The following is a 22,405-nucleotide window of genomic DNA, read 5'->3' as shown; positions in this document are numbered from 1 at the left end:
GGCCAATAAAGATTGAGCAAAGGTTTAGAGCCATTTCATACTTTTTCGAATCTGAAACCAGCCATTTTTATGCCGACTCGTAAAGCAAAAATGTCCAAAAGCTTCTAAGAGAGTCGGAGATAATTTGATGTAGGTAAGCTCCCCTTAATGCATCAAAGCCTCAAGCCGCTTTGCCAGCGCTGTGGCTACGCACTTTTGCAAACTTGAGCCGCTTGCTTGTTGGCAGAGGCGTTCTTCCCAACTAAAGACGCGGTTGATCAACTGATAACTGAGCCAACGAAAAGGTTCTGGCTCCCAAGGTTTAAGCACAGCTTTAACTTCACTAACATGTGCCCAAGGCGAGCGTGCCAGTTGACTGTCTCGTTCTAAGATTAAATCACTTAACGTGCGACCAAACAGATTAGAGGCACCGACACCTTCGCCGCCGTAGCCTCCGGCCAGTGCTATGCCGTTGCGTTTATCAAATATGGCGTGAGGCGCAAAGCGTCTGGCCATGGCTAATGTGCCGCCCCAGCCGTGGGTAATTTGTATCGATTTAAGGCTGGGAAACAAGTCCACTAACAAGTCACTGCGCCAGCGAAAGGCTTCACTGTTTGGCTCGAACGCTGTCTGCGTCTTACCGCCATAACGATAACCACCGCGAGCGCCAAAGACTAAGCGACCATCAAGGGTGCGTTGACCATAAGTGACCTGACGGGCAGCGTCGCTGAAAGTGGCGCGGTGACTCAGTCCTATCAGTTGCCACTGACTGTCATCTAATGGCTCGGTTGCGATCAACAGACTTTGCACTGGTAAGGTGTATCGTCCTAGGCTACTGACTTCACCTTGTCCATGGACTTCCCCTTGATAGCCTTCAAGGGCTGGCACTATGATATCGGCTCGAATCGATGCGTTTTCACAACGAACTAAGCCGTCGCCAAACCCGACCACTTTGGTGTTGTCATACAAGCCTACTCCCATAGATTCGACGATGTTCGCCAGTCCTCGCACCAGTTTTAACGGATGAATCGTGGCGCAGTGTGGCGTGTAGATTGCGCCCTGGCCTGCACGCATTTTGATTGATGCCGCTAATTCATCGCCCTGAATAAAGCGAAAATCGGTTTCATCATAGCCTTGGGCATAGAGGTCGTTAAATTCTTGTCGCAGCGCGGCTAGTTGCTCAGGGTATCGCGCTGCGACGCGCAAGTTACCGCTATGCACAAAGTCGCAATCGAGTTGATGACGGGAGAGAATATTTTCGACTTCGGCGATCGGACTTTGGATCAACTGCTTGGTCTGTTGAAATGCTTCACCGCTCTGCCCTGCAAGGTAATGACTGTCGCCGACAAAACTGCCCATCAACCAGCCACCATTTCGACCCGAAGCGCCCTCACCTGCACATTGTGCATCGACGATTACAATATTCAGCTGTGGGGCTTTTTGCTTTAGATAATAAGCCGTCCATAGCCCGGTATATCCGGCGCCGATAATGGCAACGTCGGCATTAATGTCTTGGTTGAGGCTTGCGCGATAGGTCAGAGGTTCGCCTAAGGTGTCGAACCACAGGCTTTGATGTAACGAGGCGCTCATTCGATGTTGAGTTGTTTAACGATATCATCGAGATGAGTACAAACCCAGCTACTGCTGATAGGCCCCCATGTTTCGATATGATAATAACCGGCATTATTACGCTCGCCATCTTGGACAAACTGGCACTCGATGCCTAAGTCCACCAACGCGGCTAAGGCGTCTTGTAGAGTGCGTCTTGGCATGCCGGTTTCTTTATTGAGAGACAATAGGTTATGTCGCTGATTATCAATAAGATGAGCTAGATAGAGCTTTCTTAGAAACGCCTTTTTCTGTTTCGAAATCACATCACTCACTCAAGCACCTCACGGGATTGGCATCGTTATTATCAGTAACATATCAGAGCCTGGAAACGAATAGAAATCAATTATCTCTTAGGCTAGTGAATTGCTGCAAGATGCTGATATAGTGACCAATAACAAAAAATAATCAAAGTTAGGATAACAAATGGAAGATGTTACCCCAGCGCCATCACAGCAGCCGCAACCACGCCACATTCAAGCACCCTCAGCCTGGCTGAGCTTCGATCAACTGGAACTGACACCGGTCGATCCCCGCTACATCAACCAAGTCATGACGGAAAATCTATTGGTATTTGTACCCACACTGATAGCAGTTCCCATCATAGGCATATTGGCTAACCTGCCAATGTTAATCTTATTACTGCTGGTAACCGGAGTGTTGATTCTGGCTGGCATAGTTAGCTTTGGCCGCTATCGTTTCGCACAATCCTTGGCTTATGGGGTGTTTGAACATGAACTATTGATGCAACAAGGCCTGATTTGGCATAAGAAAATAGCCTTACCCTATAGCCGACTTCAGCATGTCACCCTGTCTCAAGGGCCGTTAGAACGCTACTTTCAACATCATACTCTCAAGTGTTTTAGTGCCGGCAGCGGTAATGCTGAAATCAGCTTGCCAGGGATCCCAAGCGATATCGCCGAACCTTTACGTCACCACCTACTCAACAAAGCGGCGGCGCTGCGCGAAACCGCTAAGCAGTCTCAAACGCCAACTCAGGAACTTACTGATGAGTAAGCGTTTCACCGATTGGGTGAGCCTCTCTCCTTGGTCGATTATCAGCTTTAGTCTGCACAGCCTAAAAAGCTTATTCAGCAATGGTTATGCGCTGATCCCTGTGGTGTATACCGGTTGGCAAAAAGGCTTTAGTTCTCCTTGGGTGATCTTAGTTGCAATCGGTGTGGTGCTGGCGATTTTAAGCTTCGGCATTATTCAATGGAGCCAATATCGTTACCGTTTAAGCCAAGGCAAACTGGGCATAAACCAAGGGCTGTTTTTCAAACACGCCCATGAAATCCCCTTGAACAAGATCCAGAACGTCAGGCTGGAACAACCCTTCTATTTTCGCCCGCTGAACCTGTATAGCTTGGTGGTGGAAACCGCGGGCTCAAAAAAGGATGAAGCCATACTGTCTGCAGTGAACTATCGTCAGGCGCTGCAACTTAAAAAGCAGTTAATGCTGCAAAAAAATGATGCCAATATCGCTTCAAACAGTGAGTTTAAACAAGACGCTGTTAACCCTAGTGCCTTTGAGTCATCCGCCACTAATACCAGCAGCACTAAAACCGCAACCAGTAAAACGCTTGTGGTGAGTAAAAGCCTCAAAGACTTAGTATTATTTGGCCTTTATCAAAACAACCTGTTTTGGTTGTCTGTGGTATCGGGCTCGATTTTAGGCCAAGTAGATTGGGACGACATTGAAAGTAATGCCTTGATTCAACTGCTAGTACAGTGGTATCAACAGGATATTGCCAGCAGCGATCTTAATAAACTGTTGTTTGCCGTGATAGCCATCACCTTGCTGGTGTTGCTGCTATCTTTGCTGTCGGTGACTTCGGCGATACTGAAATATCACCCTTATCAACTCAGCCTACATCAACATACTCTGCATCGAACTGGCGGCATTATTGCCAAGCAGCAAGATGCCTTGGCGTTATCTCGGGTGCAACTACTGCGCTTTAATCAGCCGATCATTGGCAGACTTCTTGGCCTATGGACGGCGAACTTTTTGCAGGTCAAAGGCAACGAAGTGGAGTCGATGACTAAACGCTATATGTTAATCCCCAGCATGACCCAAACTCAGATTGCATCGACACTAACGCAGCTTACGGGCTTATCTAGCCAAGCCAAGCAACTCCCCGAGCAATATCAGCGGATTAATATCGGCTGGTTTTGGCGCCGCGCCTTTCTACCACTGCTTGTACCTGTGCCTGCGACGTTCATTTTAGGGGTTAATCCCGTCAGCGAACTGATGTGGCTCGCGGCACTGTTGGTTATGGCTGGCATCTACCTTACATATCGCCAATGGGGATATCATGTTCAAGGCAACGATCTGTGGATCCACACCGGCGTCTTGGGTCAAAGCTGGCACTTATTTGCGCTGAACAAGGTGCAGCATGTGATTATTTGCCAAACCGCAAGCCAGAAGCGAAAGCAACTGGCGACTTTACATATTGGACTCGCCAGTGGTGAACAAAAGCTGCCTTACATCCCTGTAGAAGTGGCTAGAACCATTGCCGAAAGCGCGTTAAATTTAACCAAACACGATCATAGTAATTGGATATAAGGAGCCATTATGCCCAGCATAACGCACACGCCTGATGAGGTTATCCAGTTCTGGTTTAGCGAGATAGAGCCTAAAGCTTGGTTTAACAAAGATGCTGAGTTTGACGTCATGCTAAGCCAGCGTTTCCAAGGCTTACTTGAGCAGGCCAAACGCGGTGAACTCTACACATGGAGAACTAGCCCTAAAGGCCGATTAGCAGAAATTATCGTATTAGATCAATTTAGCCGTAATATCTATCGTGACCAAGCAGCGTCTTTTGCTGCCGACACCATTGCCTTAGTCCTCGCCCAAGAAGCAGTTGCCTGCGGCGTCGACAAACAACTGCCAGATGAACAATTGGCTTTTCTATACATGCCTTACATGCACAGCGAATCGGCGGTGATCCACGCGATCGCCATCAAACTGTTTAATCAGCCTGCGACCCAAAGCAACTTAGAGTTTGAACGTCGCCATAAAGCGATCATCGACAGATTTGGTCGTTATCCTCACCGCAATGCCATTCTAGGTCGGCAGTCCAGCAAGGATGAATTAGCCTTCTTACAACAACCGGGTTCCCATTTTTAAGTCGTATATATTCAGGAGTTCACATGGATGTCAGCCTAAGCCAAGCGTTATTGCTGTTATTTACAGGATTATTGGCTGGAGTGATCAACACCTTAGCCGGTGGCGGTTCTAACCTGACCCTGCCCGCCTTAATGGTGATGGGAATGCCCGCCGAAGTCGCCAATGCGACAAACCGTGTTGGGGTTACGGTGCAATCGATCACCGCCCTTATCGGCTTTAACAAACATGGTCGACTCGATAGTACAGACAAAGCGCCCATTTTATTACCCACCATCCTCGGCGGCTTTATTGGCGCAGGTGCGGCGGCTTATGCACCCGCAGGCATCATCAAGCCCCTGTTGTTAGGCACCATGTTGGCAATGGCGCTAATTATCCTCATCAAGCCCAGCATGATCGCCCCCGAAGAAGGCACGCCGATAAATAAGGTCAGTGAAACGCCGAGTTCGTGGTTGTGGCTGCTTGTCGCGGGGATCTATGGCGGCTTCGTTCAAGCGGGAGTGGGGTTTGTGTTACTGGCCGCCTTAGCAGGCAGTTTACGTTACGACTTAGTCAGAGCTAACGCCCTAAAAGTCATGTGTACGCTGTTTTTCACCTTAGCGTCACTGGTGATCTTTATCGCCGAAGATCTTATCCTCTGGCTGCCGGGACTCATCTTGGCCGTGGGCACTTTAGTGGGGGCTCATTTCGCCGTCAAACTGGCCATCAAGGTGAGTAGCAAAACCCTAAAATGGTTTCTGTTTATCATGACCCTATGTGGCTGTATCGCCGCCATGATGAACTAATCGGTTGCACTCAAACGCATAAAAAAAACAGCCATAACCCATAGATTGAATATCAGGGTTATGGCTGCATATCTGTCACGCTTAGATGGCTATTACACTAGGCTTGCAAGCATCTCATCTGAATAAGCCACTAATGGCTGATTGTCACGAACACGCTCAACATAATCAGGGTTGGCAATGAAAGGACGACCGATGGCCAGTAGGTCGAACTGGTTATTCTCAATTGCTGCTGCACCACTTTCTGCGCTGTAACTGCCGACACCCACTAAGGTTTTATTGTAATGCGCGCGGGTATAGCTAGATGCAGTACCATCAAGATAATCAAACTCTAACGCATCATCAAAAATGCCAATATGCAGATAAGCCAAGTCACGAAGCTCAAGCTGCTTTAAGAAGTAATCAAACACTTGGCGGTCACGACTATCGCCCTTCATGTTGACGTAAGCACCTGGAGACACGCGTAGCGCAGTGCGCTCGTTACCGATGCGCTCACAGATGGCATCGACTACCGCCAGTGGGAAACGCGCCATATTTTCAGGCGTCTGGCCATATTCGTCGCTGCGACGGTTACTGTCATGGTGTAAGAACTGGTCGATTAGATACGCATTAGCACCATGAATTTCAACGCCATCGAAGCCTGCGTCAATCGCATTAGCAGCGGCTTGAGAATAATCTTTTACCAGCTGAGCAATCTCTTCAACACTCACTGCCTTTGGCGTTTCATAAGCTAGTTCACGCATTCTTGGCACTGTACCTTCAATCGCTACCGCTGATGGTGCAATGATTTCGCCGCCGAAGAAATGCGAATGAGCCACACGGCCAGTGTGCCAAAGCTGAGCAAAAATTTTACCGCCTTTAGCATGTACCGCATCATTCACTTTACGCCAGCCATCGATCTGCGCTGGGGTAAAAAGGCCTGGGGTATTAGGATAACCTTGGCCGTCAGGGCGAATGATCACCGCCTCAGAAATAATCAAACCGGCTTCAGCGCGACGTGCATAGTATTCCGCCATAGCCGCCGTTGGCACTAAATCGTCATCGGCCATACAACGTGTCAGTGGCGCCATCAAAATCTTATTGTTGAGGGTAATGCTGTCGTTGAGTTTATAAGGAGTAAAAAGCTTGGCAGTCATAATCTATTTCTCTATCGGTTCAGTTGTCGTGACTCAGCATCTGTGAAACATGCGTATCTTGACATGTATATCTTGAATGTACGTTCAAGATACCCCTTGTTGAATGAACGTTCAAGATCTTTTTTGAACAAACATTCAAAGTTGAGTACACTAGGTGACAATCCAACTCTGATAGATAGACCCCATGAGAAACGCCGAATTTGATCGTCAACAAGTGCTCAGGCAGGCCATGACCGCCTTTATGGCTAAAGGCTACGCCAAAACCAGCATGCAAGATTTAACCAAGGCTACCGGTTTACATCCGGGATCTATCTATTGCGCGTTCGACAATAAACGCGGTCTATTGTTGGCGGCACTTGAGCAATATGTGAATGATCGCGATACACAGATTAGCGCCTGTTTCGGGCAACAAATCAGCTTTGCTCTCAGGCTCAAAAACTATTTAGATCAGATAGTCGTTGAATGTGTTAGTTGTGACTCAGCCAGGGCCTGTCTATTGACCAAGGCACTGAATGAATTAGCGGAACAAGATGAAGAAGTCAGAGATATTATTAATCAATATCTACAGAACTGGCATCAAATTTTGGCAGATAATTATCAACAGGCTATCGATAATGGCGAGATAAAAACCGACAGAAGTAGCTTAGATTTAGCACGCTACTTTGTGATGGGCATATATGGTTTGCGCACCTTTGCACATAGTCACCCTGAGCCAGAAGTGCTTAATAATCTGGCTCAGCAACTCTATCAAGACACCTGCCTGTCATTAACTTAAACTTTGCCCTACGCTTTTTTTGACGGGCACGTTCGACAGGCACGGATTAATCGATTAAAAAGACGAAAGCAGGCGCTATTTAACCACTAAAACCGGACACTTGGCTTTATTGGCGACCGCCTCGGCTACATTCGAATTTAACAGGTGTGATAACCCTGTATGGCCGTGACTGGCAATCACTATCATACCCACTTTGCAGCTCTCGGCATCAATTAAGATCTGCCCCAGCACACCGCCAACCCGAATTTGGCTTTCTACTTTCAAACCCGGATTCAACTTAGACAGCGCCTCTTGCATCATCTTATCTAACCTGCCATGGGCATAGGCAAACATCTTATCTTCTATTTCATGATCGCTATGAACCGAAATACCATAGTTATGAGTACCGTAGGGTTCACTCGCTACATGGAGTATTCGCAAATTAACTCCATAGAGATTTGCCATTTCAATGGCATAAGTGAGTGCATGTGAAGCCGTCTCCGAGAAGTCGGTTGGACATAATATTTGCTGTGTTCGCATAATCCCTTTTCCTTATTTATTGGCTATATGCCTTATTAGAGGATAAAGAACCTTTCCAATTTACAGATGAGATTGCCTGGTGAATGACAGGTTTATTTCACCACGAGTACCGGACACTTGGCTTTATTGGCAACGGCTTCCGCCACATTAGTATGCAGAAAATGGGAAATTCCACTACGACCATGGCTGGCGATAACTATCATACCTACCTTGCTCTCTTCTGCTTCAGACAATATCTCGGTAACCGCATCGCCACGGCGTATCATGGTTTCAACGGGTAATTTGCTATCAAGCTGCGCCAGTAAAGAGCGCATCTTATTGGCAGCGGCCTCTTCCATCGACTGCGCCAGCTCTTCTGGCGTAATGGCTAAAATTTGAAAGCTTTCATCACCTATCGGTGGCTCAACCACATGTAGCAAGCGAAAACCGACTTGGTACAAATTGGCCATTTCGACCGCATAAGAGAGGGCATGCGATGCCGTTTCAGAAAAATCTGTTGGACACAAAATTTGACCTTTTCTCATCTTATACTCCTTAGCTGGTGTGCAAGGTTATTAGCATAGTCGATAACATCCAGCTTATCGTCATCATCAATAGGATAAATTACGCCAATGATGTTGCAGGTAAGCCTCTGATATTGGTTGGCTTAAATAACCCTAAGCCAACCAGCTAACCGCTTTTTGCTTGTCATCGAAGAATTTACATTCTCCAGAGGTAAACCAATTGCCAACGCGAGTCATCCAATGTTGGAATTCCCCCTTACCCACTATGGCAATTTTTTTAAACTCACGACCATGCTTAATCCCCAGTTTCAGATCGTCCCATGCTGCATGCAGAGACATACCTTCTAACTGACGAATATCCACTAATGCCAAAATTTCAGCTTGCTCAACCCCTTCCAATGCAGATTCGAGCATTGGGGTCATGGTCTGATAATCACTATGGGATAAACGACCCGAAACATTAAGCACCAAAAACAACCGGTTATCATTGCGCTCTATGCCTATTGAGAGTCCATGAGTGAGCTTTTCCATTTCAACCTCCCCAGCAATAAAATCAACCTCAGCAGATACTTTAAGTGTAGTGCTAGGAAGTGGCTAAATGTTGATCAAGATCACATCAAAGTGGAAAAAGTGGCTTTTATTTGACCTCAATCAAGATACGATTTAATATCAGACCGACTAATCAGTCGGTTTTGTTTTAAGCAGATTAAACACCTTAAAATAACCACCGCAAACTCGCATCAAAACCCTGATGCAAAAACGAGATAGGAAACCAAAATGTCAGTTGCCATCGATATCGCTACCGAATTAAATCAGCGCTTAAAACAGCAAAAAGCCTTTTATCAACAACAGCCTGTACCGAGCTTGGCAACACGAGAGGCCAACTTGCACAAACTAAAGACTGCACTGCTAGCCAACCAGCAAGCGTTACTCGAAGCGTTATCGAAAGATTATGGCCATCGTAGCCCTGACGATAGTTTGATTTCCGATATCATGCCCTGTATCAACAACATCAATTACACCCTGAAAAACCTCAAAAAGTGGCTTAAGCCCAGCCACAGACACGCGGGATTGTTACTGGCACCAGCCAAAGTGTCGGTGCATTATCAGCCATTAGGTGTCATTGGCATTATTGTGCCGTGGAACTTTCCGGTGATGTTATCGATTGGTCCTTTAATCACCGCACTGGCCGCGGGTAACTGCGCCATGTTAAAGCTGTCGGAATTCACCCCGAATACTAATCAGGTGTTAAAACAGCTTTTAGCTAGTCAGTTTGAAGCCGAACAAGTCATGGTGATTGAAGGCGAAGCCGATGTCGCCGCGGCCTTCTCAGCCCTCGCCTTTGACCATCTGCTGTTTACTGGTTCAACCCAAGTAGGACGTTTGGTGATGCGCGCCGCAGCCGACAATCTCACGCCTGTGACCTTAGAATTAGGCGGTAAATCGCCCGTCATTATTGCTCCAGATATGGACCTAGATATTGCGGTTGAGCGAATGATTTATGGCAAGTGCCTCAACGCAGGACAGATCTGCGTTGCACCAGATTATGTATTGCTGCCTAAAGGCAAACTAGCCCAGTTTAAGCAGGCATTTGAGCGCAAATTTACCCAGTTATACGGCAGCTTTGCCGATAATCCAGACTATGGCGCCATCATCAATCAAAGCCAGTTTGATCGCTTACTTAATGTGCTCGATGATGCCAAACAAAAAGGCGCAACTATCCATTCAGTCAACAACTTAGCCATAGATAGTCTGCAACGTAAAATGCCGACTCAGCTGGTCACTAATGTGTCGGATGAAATGTTGATCATGCAGCAGGAGATATTTGGTCCACTGCTGCCCGTACTCGAATATGACAAGCTGAGTGAAGCCATAGATTACATCAACCAAAGACCACGTCCGCTGGCCTTGTATATCATGAGTTTCGATAATGCCGCCGTGGAGCAAGTTCTCAATCAAACCCACTCTGGTGGCGTGTGTGTTAACGAAACGGTATTTCATGTGGCCGCCGATGACGCACCGTTTGGCGGCATTGGTCCATCTGGGATGGGGCATTATCATGGCAAGGAAGGTTTCTTAACCATGAGCCATGCCAAAACCGTCTTTAGCCGTGGCAAGCTCAATACCGGTAAGCTGGTGCACCCACCGTATGGCAAAGGCATCCAGAAATTCCTGATGAAGCTATTTCTACGCTAGGTGAGACAAAGCAATGAAGATCACCGATAAGAAAAAAGCCATCTTAGATACCGCATTAACCCTGTTTGTAGAGCAAGGTTTTCATGCCACCAGCACCGCAGCCATAGCTCGCGGCGCCGGGGTTGCCACTGGTACGCTATTTCATCACTTCCCGTCGAAAGAAGCCTTGATGGAATACCTGTTTTTGAACATCAAACAGGAGTTTGCCGATGCAATTAAAAGCAGTATGAATCCTGATGATGGACTGAAAGCCAATGCCAGAAATTTATGGTTTAGCGCATTAGAATGGGCGGCGAATAATCCCGTAAAACAACATTTCTTCCAGCTTTATTCGCTTTCCCCAACCATAGCCACAGAGCTGCGCGAGCAAGCGATGAACAGTATTTTAGGCTTTATCACCGACTTAATAAAACAGGGACAGGCTAAGGCAATGATTGCCGATTACCCTATTAAGCTGATGCAAGACAATTGCCACGGCCAGTTCCTTGCGGCGACCCGTTACTTCAGCGACAATCCCGATTACTGGCACATAGATAGTCATAAACAAGCCAGCTTTAAACTATTTTGGCATGCCATCGCGAGCTGAGTTTATCAGCCATTTTTTATCCGCCACACCATTAGAGGCAATTTATGGCCATCGAAGTTAACCGACGCCAACTGATTAAAAGTTTAGCCGCAGCGGGCCTACTGTCACAACTCCCCCCCATCACAGCCTGGGCACAATCTGATAAGCCTTTGTATATCGATGGCCTGTCGTTTCTTCCTGATGATTTAGCCGATCTTGGCGCATCTAAGCTCGATGCCTATCTGTGTGATATCTCTGCCATCGAAGCCATCAAACAAAGCGATGGCACCACCAATTACAAGCGCACCTATAACGCCTGTGTAAAAAGTATCAGCGATGCCTTAGCCAGAGTGAATCAACATCCAGATAAACTACTGCTGGGTCAATCATCCCAAGATATTAAACGTGCTCACAGCAGTGGCCGCACCGCAGTGTTCTTCCAAATTCAAGGAGCCGATTGCGTCGAAGACAGTATCGACCAAGGCTTAAACCAAGTGGATGAGTTTTATCAACGCGGTCTCAGAGTGCTGCAACTGACTCATCACTATGGCAACAAATTCAGCGGTGGCGCATTAGATAACGATGGCAAACAAGGGCTCAATTTGCCTCTGACAGCTGCGGGTCATCAGTTAATCGACAAGCTCAATAGCCACAAGATGCTTATCGATGTCAGCCATTCCAGCCCACAGTCGGCATTAGACAGCGCCAAAGCCAGCCGTGCGCCCATAGTACAGAGTCACGGTGCCGTAAGGGCGCTGGTTAATCACGCCCGCTGCTCACCGGATGAGGTGATCAAAGCCATTGCCGATACCGGCGGTTTGTTCGGCGTGTTTATGATGAGCTTCTGGCTCACCAACGACAAGGTTCCCACCACTGAACATTATGTAGCTCAGTTAAAGCATGTGGCCAATATTGGCGGCATCAATGCCGTCGCCATTGCCAACGACTACCCACTTCGCGGACAAAAGAATCTGCTCAAACTCAATAATGATAACGCCGAAGGGGTGAAACAATATGTAGAGTGGTGGCACAGCTTACGCGCCCGTGGCGTTTTAGGGTTTGATGTCGAACCAGAGCATGTGGTGATACCAGAGCTTAACCATATTCAGCGCATGGAGCGCATCGATAATGCCCTGTCTCAAGCAGGATTCAGTAGCAGTCAGCGCGCTAAGATCATGGGCGAAAACTGGCAACGGGTGTTGGGTGATGTATTAGGGTAACAGGCTAATAGTGGGCTGATTAGCATTCAGCCCCTCGGTTGCTTCATGAGGTTGGTTGATTGCTTGCCTTAGATACAGGCAGCTTAGTATCCCTGATCATTAAGCTGTATTCACTTAACTTTAGCGTTTGGCTTTATGGTTTTGAATTGCTTGCAGCAGGCTATGTGTAGGTACTTCTGCTACACGCCACGAGTACATCCCTGTAGGCTCGACGATGGCATCCATGCCATCAACGTCCGCAGCCGCACCTACACTGGGATATTCAGTCTCTTCGATTTGACCGTATGAGAAAGTTTTGGACAAAGCGAGTTAGATTATTAGATTTAACACACTTAGTTTGGAGTAATATTGATATTGGTAACACCTAATTAAGAGGCAAATAATAGTTGATTAAAGTAAGCGAGGAGGTGTAAAAACCAACTGTTTTTTCCTTTTGAAATACTTGTTATAAGCCATTTACCCTGATGTTATGTAAGATACCGTTGTCTGCACTATAGCTACTATTATTAATACAATTGTTAGCCATTTCATTGATTTAGATTATGCTAAATTTTGATTGTGCTTTTTCAATTCATCTTCATAATCAGAAATTGTATTCAATGCTTTAGCTGAAAGTTTGTATTCATAGCGCTCTTGTATTAATTCACCACTTTCAACTAGAGACTCCAATAATAATTTTCCGTAACTCAGCTGACGCTCTTTATCTGGATGAAAGACCCACTTTTGTGTATGGAGCAAGGTAGCTAACGAAGACTCATTAAGTTTAAAATTTTTATTCTCGATTGTTTTCTCTAAAATAAGTTTCAGAGTATCCATACGTTCAGATCTAATTAATCCTTTTCTGTTAAAAAGAAATTGATCTAATTTACCTAACCAGATTTTACACCTATTAACGGGTATTACACCTGATAAAAAATAATTGGTTAGGGATTTATATTTAAGATCATAAGATCCAAAAAAGTGGGTGATATCTAACTTTTCACCTTTCAGTAAAGAAAAAGGAATGCATACGTCAGAATGCTCCTTTACACCACTCCAGAACTTACCTTCAAATCCTTTTTTGTGCACATTTTTAACGAGTAAAGTCCAACTATCATCTATTGCTCTTACATAAATAACGACACAGTCAACCAAGTGAGCAGCATCGCCTGAACGTGATATTGTATCTGGTGCAGGTTTTTGGTTTAGCTTTCTAAGAAGCCATAATTGGATAAAATTGATGCCGAACTCCTTTTGGCTTATAACTCCCTAACAATGGACAGTAACGCAAGCATGAAACTCCGGAGTGGAGATCCGAGCCAGCTTTCTGGCGTTGATTAGATTTTCTCATAGACTTGATTAATAAAGACTAAATCATCATTTGTAAACTCAGTAAATGCGCCACAATTTTTGGAAAATACGCCTTTCTCGACAATCCCCATAGTTAAGTCTTTAAGTTTTAGCACACACTCTTCTTTAGTTTCACAGTCTAGATTGAACATGCTCATAAGATCTGTAGTGAATGCTAAAGAGACTTGACCACCTGAATCGTACTTATCTTTTATGGCTACTCTAGCAATCGACTCAATTTCTTTAATAGATGCAACTGGCTCCTTTATTTTTCCACACCACCGAACTTCGCAATAATATCCAGGAACAGGATTGCTGATAATATTTTCGAAAATTTCATCAATGAGATTTTTGGCAGATTTTTCCTTGGTTTTTAATGCAATGGCTCCAACTAAAAATGGAAAGCTTATTCCATACTGGCCTCTGCCACTTTTAACCCACTTGTCTATAAGATCAAACCAAAAATGCATACGATTCTAATCCCTTGCCTTTACACATAACAGCTTTTAGTGCGCATGCGCATTTGATAAACCTATTATTTATGACATAACAAATCAAAACTATTGATTAATAAGCACTCTATCAGAGTAATGCTTAAAGAACGAGCACTCTTAATCGGAAGTTCGCATTGATACAAAGGTCTTACTGAAAGCCGTCGGTTAGTGCCTTTTATGGATGAGGAACGTGGGACAAGTAATTTTGTAGCAAAACTAAGTTAGCTTTAGATTTTTCGGTTAGCAGTAAATACCGTTAAATCGAAGAGATAGAATGACCAAGTGTAGATGCGGCTGAGGGTATCGAAAACAGGGATGTTTTCGTTAAGCGGCCATGGATGGCGTAAAGCGTCCCGAAGTAGCATCTGCACATTCGCCCACCGCAGGTGATTGAAAACCAGAATGCTTAACACCTAACCGCAGGCAATTCAATACATTGAAGCTCAATGTTACAACCCAAGCCCCAAAGGGGAATCTTTCCCCCTCCCCATAGGGATATGGGAGCAACTATCTTGGCTCTATCTGCTCCACCATCAACTGCAAGGTTTCATTGCCTCTGAACTCGTTGATGTCGAGTTTATAAACCACTTGCGCGAACTGAATGGTGGCATCGGGCCAAGTCTTTAAATCGACATTAAAGGCGATGGCATCCACCATGGTTTGACCGCACTCTGTTTCCAGCACCAGTTTAAGATGACGTTCGCCCACGATTCGCTGCTGAACAATCCTGAAATAGCCATCGAACAAGGGCTCTGGGAAATTCTGTCCCCAAGGGCCTGCATCACGCAGCGTTCTGGCAAGATCCATATTCATCTGCTGCGGTAACAGTTCACCATCGCTAAGCAACTCGCCGGTAAGTTGCTCAGGGGCTAACAGTTCACGTACAGCCAGATCGTAGGCTTGATTGAATCGGTCAAACTCGCCGGCTTTCAAGGAGAGTCCGGCCGCCATTGCATGACCGCCAAACTTAATGATCATTCCGGGATTTCGCGCATTGATCAGCTCAAGCAAGTCACGCATATGCAAGCCTTTGATTGAGCGCGCCGACCCTTTGATCTCTTCATTATTGGCCTTAGCAAAGGCGATCACAGGACGGTGATATCTGTCTTTAATACGCGAGGCTAAAATTCCGATAACCCCTTGATGCCAATCACTCTGATACAGGGCGATGCCCCAAGGCAGGTCGGCCTCATTGAGCGACAAGGCTTCGAGACTTTTTAATGCCTCTTGCTGCATATCCGACTCTAAGTCGCGCCTTTCGGCATTGAGACTGTCAAGTTCACTGGCCATGCGCCGAGCCAACATGATGTCATCGCAGAGTAAGGTTTCGACCCCAAGCGCCATTTCATCGAGTCGCCCTGCGGCATTTAGTCTCGGCCCGACGGCAAAACCAAAATCTGAGGCTACGATACGATGTGTATTACGTTTAGCTACCTCTAGCAAGGCGGTGATCCCAGGTCGACAACGTCCGGCACGCACCCTTTTAAGGCCGGCATCGACCAAGATGCGGTTATTAGTATCAAGGGACACCACGTCTGCAACTGTGCCCAGAGCCACGATATCCAGCAGCGTGGCGAGATTCGGCTCACCGATAGCTAAACGCTGAAACCAGTTACGCTGTCTAAGTTCGGCTCGCAGGGTGGTCATCAAATAGAAAGCCACTCCCACCCCTGCAATAGACTTACTGGCAAACTGACAATCCACTTGGTTGGGATTAACAATGGCATCGGCGTCGGGCACTTGGTTACCGGGTAAGTGATGGTCGGTAATGACCACTTGCATGCCGAGGGCTTTGGCGGCGGCCACCCCTTCGATAGAAGAGATGCCATTGTCGACGGTGATCAACAGCTCGGCACCTTTCTCGTAAGCTACGGCGACGATTTCGGGGCTGAGGCCATAGCCATAATCGAAACGATTGGGAATGAGATAATCGACCTGGGCAGCACCCATCATGCGTAGAGCGAGTAGACACACACTGGTTGAGGTTGCGCCATCGGCATCGAAATCGCCCATGATCAAAATCTTGCGGTTATCGGCCAGCGCATCGGCAATCAAACTCGCCGCCTGTTCAACGCCTTTCATGGTATTGGGTCTTAGCAGGTTAGCCAGCGCTAACTCGCAATCGCTGTCACTGCATCCCCGGCTGGCATAGATCTGTTTTAAGATGGGAGAAAGGTGGGCGGGAAGATGACTATCATCCACTTTAGGGCGACGAACTATCTTATGGATCACAATAAACACAGCCTGAGAAAACGATGGCTCTAGCTTAACAAAGCCTGTGCAATAACACACCGCAAAACTTGGGCCTGTTGAGCTTTGCTGTTTAGTATTTGTCCAAGGTAAAAGCCTTTGTTGCCATTTCTACTGCGTTAGCACTTTTTCATGTGGAATAAAAAAGGTGAGCCTTGGCTCACCTTTTACCTATCGTATGTTACATATCGAATGGGATTATTGTGTTGCTTCTAGCGCTTTAAACAGCTCTTTAGGTGGCTGATAGCCTGGGACCATGCTGCCATCTTCAAGCACGATAGCTGGCGTACCGTTAACGCCTAAGCTTTGACCTAAATTATATTGCTCGGCAATTTTCGCATCACATTTCTTAGCGTTAGCAACCGGCTTGCCCGCCTTGGCATCGTCCATCGCTTTTAACGGATCGGCGGAACACCAAACCGCGGCCATATCGCTGGCATTTTTAGACGCCGCGCCCTGACGAGGGAAAGCTAGGTAACGCACAGTAATGCCTAAATCATTGTATTCAGCCATCTGGTTATGCAGCTTACGGCAATACCCACAAGTGATATCGGTAAATACTGTCACCACATGCTTTTCGTTATCCGCTTTGTAAACCAGCATGTTTTTTTCAAATGGCTTAATTTGCGCTAAGCGAGGGCCGGCAAGAGCGGCTTCGGTCAGGTTTTTCATGCCTTGATTTAGATCGTAGATATTACCGTGAAGCAGTTTTGAACCATCTTCAGAGATATACAGCACACCACGGTTAGTGATGGCTTCATAAAGCCCTGGGATTGGCGAAGCATTTAAGCTTTGAACATCTACGTTCAAAGTGTCCGCCAATTTTTGTTTTAATTGCTCGGTATCATCTGCCGTGTTATTCGATGCCGCCATCGAAAAAGGCACCACCAGCATGGCACAGACTAAGGTTAGGGCTCGAGTAAACTTCATGAAAAATCCTGTACAGTATTTGCGTAAATAAAATCACTATGGGGTCATCACAATTAGACCCGACTAAGGGCTGAAAAGTTACATGGTCGCTGCATTGAAAGCAAATTATTCCCTGCTTTAGCGACCTAGAGTCAGTAATTTAAATGTTACAAAAATTAAGCAGCCTAGATTTAGCCTCTAGGATGATGCTGCTTATGAAGCTGGGACAGTCTGGCTTTCGCCACATGGGTGTAGATTTGGGTGGTCGATAAGTCACTGTGCCCCAACAGTAATTGCACTACCCGCAGATCGGCGCCGTGATTTAATAGGTGGGTGGCAAAAGCATGCCTGAGAGTATGCGGTGACAGGTGCACACTGATCCCCGCTCGCAGCGCATAAAGCTTGATGCGATGCCAGAAGGTTTGTCTGGTCATCATGGTGCCACGCTTGGAGGGAAACACCACGTCGCTACTGTGCCCTTTTAATAACTCAAAACGCGCCGAGGCCAAATAGGCTTCAATTTCATTGACCGCCATTTCTCCTAATGGCACCAGACGCTCTTTACTGCCTTTACCGATAATCCGTACCACGCCTTGGCGCAGACTCATCTGATCCATGGTTAAACTCACCAATTCTGTCACCCGCAGACCACTGGCATACAGCAGTTCTAACATGGCACGGTCGCGACACTCGACGGCATCTTCGACATTGGGTTCACTTAATAACCGGTCGACATCGGCCTCGCTGAGTGAGTCGGGTAACTTTCGTGCCAGTTTTGGCGGCTTTATCATGGCCACAGGGTCGACAGCCAACTGCTTTTTCAGCAGCAAATATTTATAGAAGGCCCGCAAGCTGCTAAGCACTCTGGCACTGCTGGTTTTAGCAAAGCCTTTATCGAACCGAACACTGAGGTAATCGCGGATCAACTGCTGATCGGCATCTAGCAAACGGCGCTTTTTAGTCTGCACAAACTTATCAAAATGACACAAGTCACTGCGATATGCCTGCAAGGTGTTGTCACTCAGCCCCTTGCGAGACCACAAGTCATCGAGAAAAGGCTCGATTAACTCATCCATTTGATAGTGTTTCTGGCTATTTGCCACGGGATCCCCCATAAAAAAACGGTGCTAACAAGTTAACACCGTTATATTACGCGACAAAATAAGTGACGATCAATTTACGGCAGTCTGTTGCGTCGATCCTTTAATAAATAAACAAACCACAATGGCCACCGCAGTTGGTAATAACCATGCCATACCTTCGGCAAATAATGGCATACCACTAAACAGGCTCATATCGAAACCCGCGGCACTTAAACCATCAATGATGCCAAAGAACAGCGCCACACTCAGTACCGCACGATGGGCCAATTCCGGCTTAGCAAAACGTTCGGTTAAGTAGGTCACAGCGACCAAGGCAATCGCCACAGGATAAATGGTCACTAACACTGGAATGCTAATTTTAATTAGCTCGGCTAGACCCACATTGGCCACGATCGCACAGCTCACGCTCATCACCACAGCCAATAAGCGATAGGAAAGCTTAGGCATCAACTCATTAAAGTATTCGGCGCAGGCAGACACTAAACCTACGACAGTGGTTAAACAAGCTAAGGTCACGACAGCGGCCAATAATATTTGTCCTAACTCACCAAACTGGCTATTAACGTAGTTCGTTAGAATCACGCCACCATTGTCGGCACCTGCGGCTAATTCACCGGCACTGGCACCTAAGAAAAACAATGAGATATAAACAAAAGCCAAACCTGCAGCGGCAATTAAGGCTGCACGGATAAGATACTTAGTCTGCTCTTTGGGTTCGTCGACCCCTTTCTTGCGTAAAATATCGATAATCAACATACCGAAAATCAGCGAAGCCAAGGCATCCATGGTGTTATAACCATCGAGTATTCCTTTCACCAAGGCGTGCGATTGATATTCACCTACGGCTTGTCCCACGTCAGAGCCAGGTAAAATTAGCACCGAAAGTGCCAAGCCAACCAATAACACGATCATAATGGGGGTAAGGACTTTACCAACGCTATCAAGTAACTTGCCGGGAAACAGAGACAACATCATGGCGATACCGAAAAAAACTAAGGTATAAAGCAACTGTGAGCTATTGAAAACGATACCCGCCAAGGTGAAGGTCTGTTCGCTATTTTCAATAAACGGCTTGAAGCCCATTTCATAAGCCACTAAGCCCGCACGCGGCGCCGCAAAAGCTGGACCGATAATAATATAGATGGCGATTGCAAACGCGGTTGCCGCAAATGCAGGTAATAAGCCCATCACTTTACCCTGAGCTTTCGCCACGGCAATCAAGGTGATCAGAGGTAAACTAACGGCGGTAAGTAAGAAGCCAATCATCGCCAGCGGCATATTTTCACCGGCTAAGAATCCTGCCAATGGGGGAAAAATCAGGTTACCTGCACCTAAGAAAAAGGCAAAGGTCATAAACCCCAAACCCAGTGTATCGGTCAAACTCATTTTACTCTTGTGCACAAAAAGGCCTCGTTAATCTGCTTTTATAATTATATTAATAACTTACATATTGGAAGGTGATATGCTCCCAATCAAATTCAGTGTAAAAATTTAATTACACCACTTAATGGTAAATCTAATCCAGATTGGATTACTTTTTGAACAACAGCAGGATTAACTGACGCTAACAATGCATTCAAACTCGATTACCTAGCTTAATTTACGGCTTCTGGCCTTAAATTAAGGCCATACTATTAGCAAACTCTCTGTAGATTAACAAGCAAACGGTCTGGGTTTAGGCCAATTAACAGCAAGAATTTAACAACTAAGCCGCCTGCCGATCACAGCTATTACAACTGGGCGTACATCCCCTTAGAGAATCTGACTAACACTAGTGACACTCATCGATCTGCTGTTTAGTCGCGCGCCGATGTCGTACAATGACGAGTCGTTTCACTCATATCCGATCACCATGCCTTTCAGTTTTAAACAATTCCATATAGATGATTCGCGCTGCGGCATGGCTGTCAGCACTGATGGCGTCGTTTTAGGGGCTTGGGCACCACTGGCTCAGGCTAAAAGGATTGTCGATATCGGTGCCGGTAGCGGCTTATTATCCCTAATGGCTGCTCAGCGCAGTCAGGCCAAGATCACTGCCGTCGAGATAGATAACGACGCCGCGTTAGATTGCCAAAGCAATATCGACGCCAGCCCTTGGGCCCATCGAATTGAGTTACAACATCAGAGCGTATTGCATTGGGCCAGTACCGCAGAACATAGCTTTGATCACATTGTGTGTAATCCGCCCTACTTCGCCAATGGGCCACAGTCGGAAGATCAGCGCCGCGCCACCGCCAGACACACCGACAGCTTAGACTTCGATTCGTTACTTGGAGTGATAGGCCAGATCATGAGTGAACAGGGACAAGCGAGCCTGATTTTACCTTCGGCTAGCCTGAGTGCCTTTATCTCCTTGTTGAATCAGCATCGGCTGGCACTACTGACTCGGGTCGATGTTATCAGCGTAGAAGGAAAAACGCCCCATAGACACTTATTGCTCCTGGGACATCAAGCGCAACTTGATGATCAACGACAGGCAAACGAGCCGCAGATACACAGCTTAACTATTCGCACTCCTTGTGGTCGTTATAGCCCTGAAATGGTTGCGCTTACACAGGCATTTTATTTAAAGCTGTAGCAAAAACTCCCCTCTGAACTAAACTTCGAGCTCCTCGCACTTGGCACGGTTTTAGTTGTATAATGCCGCGCTATTATTTATTGAGACGCTGCGCATGCAATTTGAAGATTTTCACCTTGATGAAACCTTACTCAACTCACTCAAGGCTATGGGGCACAATACCCCAACGACGATTCAGCAACAGACCATTCCCCTCGGGCTAGAGCAGCAAGATATTCTTGCGCGCGCGCCTACAGGAACGGGAAAAACTGCAAGTTTCTTGCTGCCAGCACTGCAACACCTGATCGACTTTCCACGCCGCTTTTCTGGCAATGCGCGAGTATTAATCCTGACGCCAACTCGTGAATTAGCCAGCCAGGTCCACCGATATGCATGCCATTTAGCCACAGGTCTCGATTTGGATATCGCCATTGTTACTGGCGGTGTACCTTATGCACCACAAGAAAAAGCGCTCAAAGAAAATATCGATATCTTAGTCGCCACTCCTGGTCGTCTGATGGAGTATTTGGATAAAGAGCTATTCGAACCCCAAGATATCGAAACCTTAATCATCGACGAAGCCGATCGTATGTTGGATATGGGCTTTAGCTCAGTAGTACAATCTATCGCTATTGCGGCTCAAGGCCGTAAGCAAAATATGTTGTTCTCAGCCACTTTAGAGGGCGGTGGAGTCAGTCGTTTTGCTCAAGGCTTGTTGAACAATCCGGTGACCATAGAAACTAAGCCTCCTCGTAGCGAGAAAGCCAAGATCCACCAATGGATCCATTTGGCCGATAATCGCGAACATAAGTTTGCACTGCTATGCAACATCCTTAACCGTGAAGAAGTTACACGCGCCATCGTGTTCGTTAAAACCCGAGAAGTGGTTGCTAGTCTTGAAGGACAACTGCGCCAAGTCGGTATCGACTGCGCCTTTATGCGCGGCGATATGGAACAAAAAGCGCGCTTCCAAGCATTAGGTCGTTTCACCAAGGGCGAAGTTAATGTGTTACTGGCGACCGATGTGGCCGCTCGTGGTATCGACGTGGATGATATTACCCATGTGATTAACTTCGACATGCCACGCTCTGCCGACACTTATGTTCACCGTATCGGTCGTACCGGCCGTGCGGGTAACAAGGGCACAGCAATTTCACTGGCCGAAGCCCATGATATGCGTGTGGTCGCCAAAATTGAGCGCTATATCGAGCAACCGTTAAAACGTCGTATTATCGAAGAGCTACGTCCTAAACATAAAGAGGCTCGTCCACCTTCGAAAAAGAAAACCAAGGCTAAAGAGAAAAGCGTCAGCAAAAAACAAAAAGCACTAAAGAAGAAAAAATAACCAAGCTG

23 protein-coding genes are annotated in these 22,405 nt (G+C 46.6%); 10 read left to right on the top strand and 13 right to left on the bottom strand.

Annotation, left to right across the window (positions count from 1 at the left end; all coding sequences use genetic code 11):
- Positions 1-144 precede the first annotated feature (144 nt).
- Together L1D21_RS02160 and L1D21_RS02155 are read right to left on the bottom strand one after the other, a co-directional pair.
- Entirely contained in the window at positions 145-1,569 is a 1,425-nt protein-coding gene (locus tag L1D21_RS02160) for an FAD-dependent oxidoreductase (protein WP_239843585.1), read from the bottom strand.
- Positions 1,566-1,862: a winged helix-turn-helix domain-containing protein gene (locus L1D21_RS02155; protein ID WP_239843584.1), complete on the bottom strand. Its 297-nt coding sequence runs from the start codon at positions 1,860-1,862 to the stop codon at positions 1,566-1,568. The genes L1D21_RS02160 and L1D21_RS02155 overlap by 4 nt, the downstream gene beginning before the upstream one ends.
- A gap of 151 nt (positions 1,863-2,013) precedes the next feature.
- Between L1D21_RS02155 and L1D21_RS02150 the strand changes: the two genes are divergently transcribed.
- From L1D21_RS02150 to L1D21_RS02135, 4 genes are read left to right on the top strand one after another with little or no spacing between them, the layout of a single operon-like run.
- Entirely contained in the window at positions 2,014-2,604 is a 591-nt protein-coding gene (locus tag L1D21_RS02150; protein WP_239843583.1) for a PH domain-containing protein, read from the top strand.
- Entirely contained in the window at positions 2,597-4,153 is a 1,557-nt protein-coding gene (locus L1D21_RS02145) for a PH domain-containing protein (RefSeq protein WP_239843582.1), read from the top strand. Before L1D21_RS02150 ends, L1D21_RS02145 begins: the two co-directional genes overlap by 8 nt.
- 9 nt (positions 4,154-4,162) lie before the next feature.
- Positions 4,163-4,717, top strand: a complete 555-nt coding sequence (locus L1D21_RS02140) for a DUF924 family protein (protein ID WP_239843581.1) — start codon at positions 4,163-4,165, stop codon at positions 4,715-4,717.
- 23 nt (positions 4,718-4,740) lie between these two features.
- Positions 4,741-5,499 (top strand): sulfite exporter TauE/SafE family protein, encoded by a 759-nt coding sequence (locus L1D21_RS02135; protein WP_239843580.1) that lies wholly within the window; start codon positions 4,741-4,743, stop codon positions 5,497-5,499.
- 92 nt (positions 5,500-5,591) lie between these two features.
- Here the strand turns inward: L1D21_RS02135 and L1D21_RS02130 are convergent, their stop codons facing one another.
- Positions 5,592-6,632 carry an alkene reductase gene (locus L1D21_RS02130; protein ID WP_239843579.1) on the bottom strand — a complete coding sequence of 347 codons (1,041 nt, stop codon included), beginning with the start codon at positions 6,630-6,632 and terminating at the stop codon, positions 5,592-5,594.
- Between the two features lie 184 nt (positions 6,633-6,816).
- On the opposite strand from L1D21_RS02130, the gene L1D21_RS02125 reads away from it, so the two are divergent.
- The gene (locus tag L1D21_RS02125) at positions 6,817-7,407 is read left to right on the top strand and encodes a TetR/AcrR family transcriptional regulator (RefSeq protein WP_239843578.1); all 591 of its coding nucleotides are present in this window, start codon (positions 6,817-6,819) and stop codon (positions 7,405-7,407) included.
- A 75-nt stretch (positions 7,408-7,482) separates the two neighbouring features.
- On the opposite strand, the gene L1D21_RS02120 is transcribed toward L1D21_RS02125, so the two are convergent.
- From L1D21_RS02120 to L1D21_RS02110, 3 genes are all read right to left on the bottom strand, one after another.
- Positions 7,483-7,926: a universal stress protein gene (locus tag L1D21_RS02120; protein ID WP_239843577.1), complete on the bottom strand. Its 444-nt coding sequence runs from the start codon at positions 7,924-7,926 to the stop codon at positions 7,483-7,485.
- 92 nt (positions 7,927-8,018) lie between these two features.
- On the bottom strand, positions 8,019-8,450 hold the full coding sequence (locus L1D21_RS02115) for a universal stress protein (RefSeq protein WP_239843576.1): 432 nt from the start codon (positions 8,448-8,450) through the stop codon (positions 8,019-8,021).
- A 132-nt stretch (positions 8,451-8,582) separates the two neighbouring features.
- On the bottom strand, positions 8,583-8,960 hold the full coding sequence (locus L1D21_RS02110; RefSeq protein WP_239843575.1) for an STAS/SEC14 domain-containing protein: 378 nt from the start codon (positions 8,958-8,960) through the stop codon (positions 8,583-8,585).
- A gap of 246 nt (positions 8,961-9,206) precedes the next feature.
- On the opposite strand from L1D21_RS02110, the gene L1D21_RS02105 reads away from it, so the two are divergent.
- Genes L1D21_RS02105 through L1D21_RS02095 form a run of 3 tightly spaced genes read left to right on the top strand, consistent with a single transcriptional unit; the run spans position 9,207 to position 12,410 of the window.
- Positions 9,207-10,625: a coniferyl aldehyde dehydrogenase gene (locus tag L1D21_RS02105; RefSeq protein ID WP_239843574.1), complete on the top strand. Its 1,419-nt coding sequence runs from the start codon at positions 9,207-9,209 to the stop codon at positions 10,623-10,625.
- Between the two features lie 13 nt (positions 10,626-10,638).
- The gene (locus tag L1D21_RS02100) at positions 10,639-11,211 is read left to right on the top strand and encodes a TetR/AcrR family transcriptional regulator (RefSeq protein WP_239843573.1); all 573 of its coding nucleotides are present in this window, start codon (positions 10,639-10,641) and stop codon (positions 11,209-11,211) included.
- A gap of 44 nt (positions 11,212-11,255) precedes the next feature.
- The gene (locus L1D21_RS02095) at positions 11,256-12,410 is read left to right on the top strand and encodes a membrane dipeptidase (protein WP_239843572.1); all 1,155 of its coding nucleotides are present in this window, start codon (positions 11,256-11,258) and stop codon (positions 12,408-12,410) included.
- A 120-nt stretch (positions 12,411-12,530) separates the two neighbouring features.
- On the opposite strand, the gene L1D21_RS02090 is transcribed toward L1D21_RS02095, so the two are convergent.
- From L1D21_RS02090 to brnQ, 7 genes are all read right to left on the bottom strand, one after another.
- Positions 12,531-12,713, bottom strand: a complete 183-nt coding sequence (locus L1D21_RS02090; protein ID WP_239843571.1) for a hypothetical protein — start codon at positions 12,711-12,713, stop codon at positions 12,531-12,533.
- Between the two features lie 237 nt (positions 12,714-12,950).
- The gene (locus L1D21_RS02085) at positions 12,951-13,544 is read right to left on the bottom strand and encodes a hypothetical protein (protein WP_239843570.1); all 594 of its coding nucleotides are present in this window, start codon (positions 13,542-13,544) and stop codon (positions 12,951-12,953) included.
- A gap of 182 nt (positions 13,545-13,726) precedes the next feature.
- Positions 13,727-14,209: a hypothetical protein gene (locus L1D21_RS02080; RefSeq protein ID WP_239843569.1), complete on the bottom strand. Its 483-nt coding sequence runs from the start codon at positions 14,207-14,209 to the stop codon at positions 13,727-13,729.
- A 531-nt stretch (positions 14,210-14,740) separates the two neighbouring features.
- Positions 14,741-16,465, bottom strand: coding sequence for a single-stranded-DNA-specific exonuclease RecJ (gene recJ / locus L1D21_RS02075; RefSeq protein WP_239843568.1), 1,725 nt, complete (start codon positions 16,463-16,465; stop codon positions 14,741-14,743).
- 216 nt (positions 16,466-16,681) lie between these two features.
- Positions 16,682-17,413, bottom strand: a complete 732-nt coding sequence (gene dsbC / locus L1D21_RS02070; protein WP_239843567.1) for a bifunctional protein-disulfide isomerase/oxidoreductase DsbC — start codon at positions 17,411-17,413, stop codon at positions 16,682-16,684.
- 170 nt (positions 17,414-17,583) lie between these two features.
- Positions 17,584-18,507 (bottom strand): site-specific tyrosine recombinase XerD, encoded by a 924-nt coding sequence (xerD, locus tag L1D21_RS02065; protein ID WP_239843566.1) that lies wholly within the window; start codon positions 18,505-18,507, stop codon positions 17,584-17,586.
- Between the two features lie 57 nt (positions 18,508-18,564).
- Entirely contained in the window at positions 18,565-19,881 is a 1,317-nt protein-coding gene (gene brnQ / locus L1D21_RS02060; RefSeq protein WP_239843565.1) for a branched-chain amino acid transport system II carrier protein, read from the bottom strand.
- Between the two features lie 466 nt (positions 19,882-20,347).
- Here brnQ and L1D21_RS02055 point away from each other — a divergent pair, with 466 nt between their 5' ends.
- Both L1D21_RS02055 and srmB read left to right on the top strand, forming a co-directional pair.
- Positions 20,348-21,073 carry a methyltransferase gene (locus tag L1D21_RS02055; RefSeq protein WP_239844170.1) on the top strand — a complete coding sequence of 242 codons (726 nt, stop codon included), beginning with the start codon at positions 20,348-20,350 and terminating at the stop codon, positions 21,071-21,073.
- A 94-nt stretch (positions 21,074-21,167) separates the two neighbouring features.
- Entirely contained in the window at positions 21,168-22,397 is a 1,230-nt protein-coding gene (gene srmB / locus L1D21_RS02050; protein ID WP_239843564.1) for an ATP-dependent RNA helicase SrmB, read from the top strand.
- Positions 22,398-22,405 lie beyond the last annotated feature (8 nt).

Source organism: Shewanella sp. Isolate11 (assembly GCF_022398315.1).
Classification (GTDB): domain Bacteria; phylum Pseudomonadota; class Gammaproteobacteria; order Enterobacterales; family Shewanellaceae; genus Shewanella.
Note: the sequence above shows the minus strand (reverse complement) of the source record. Positions and strands in the feature narration are given on the sequence as shown.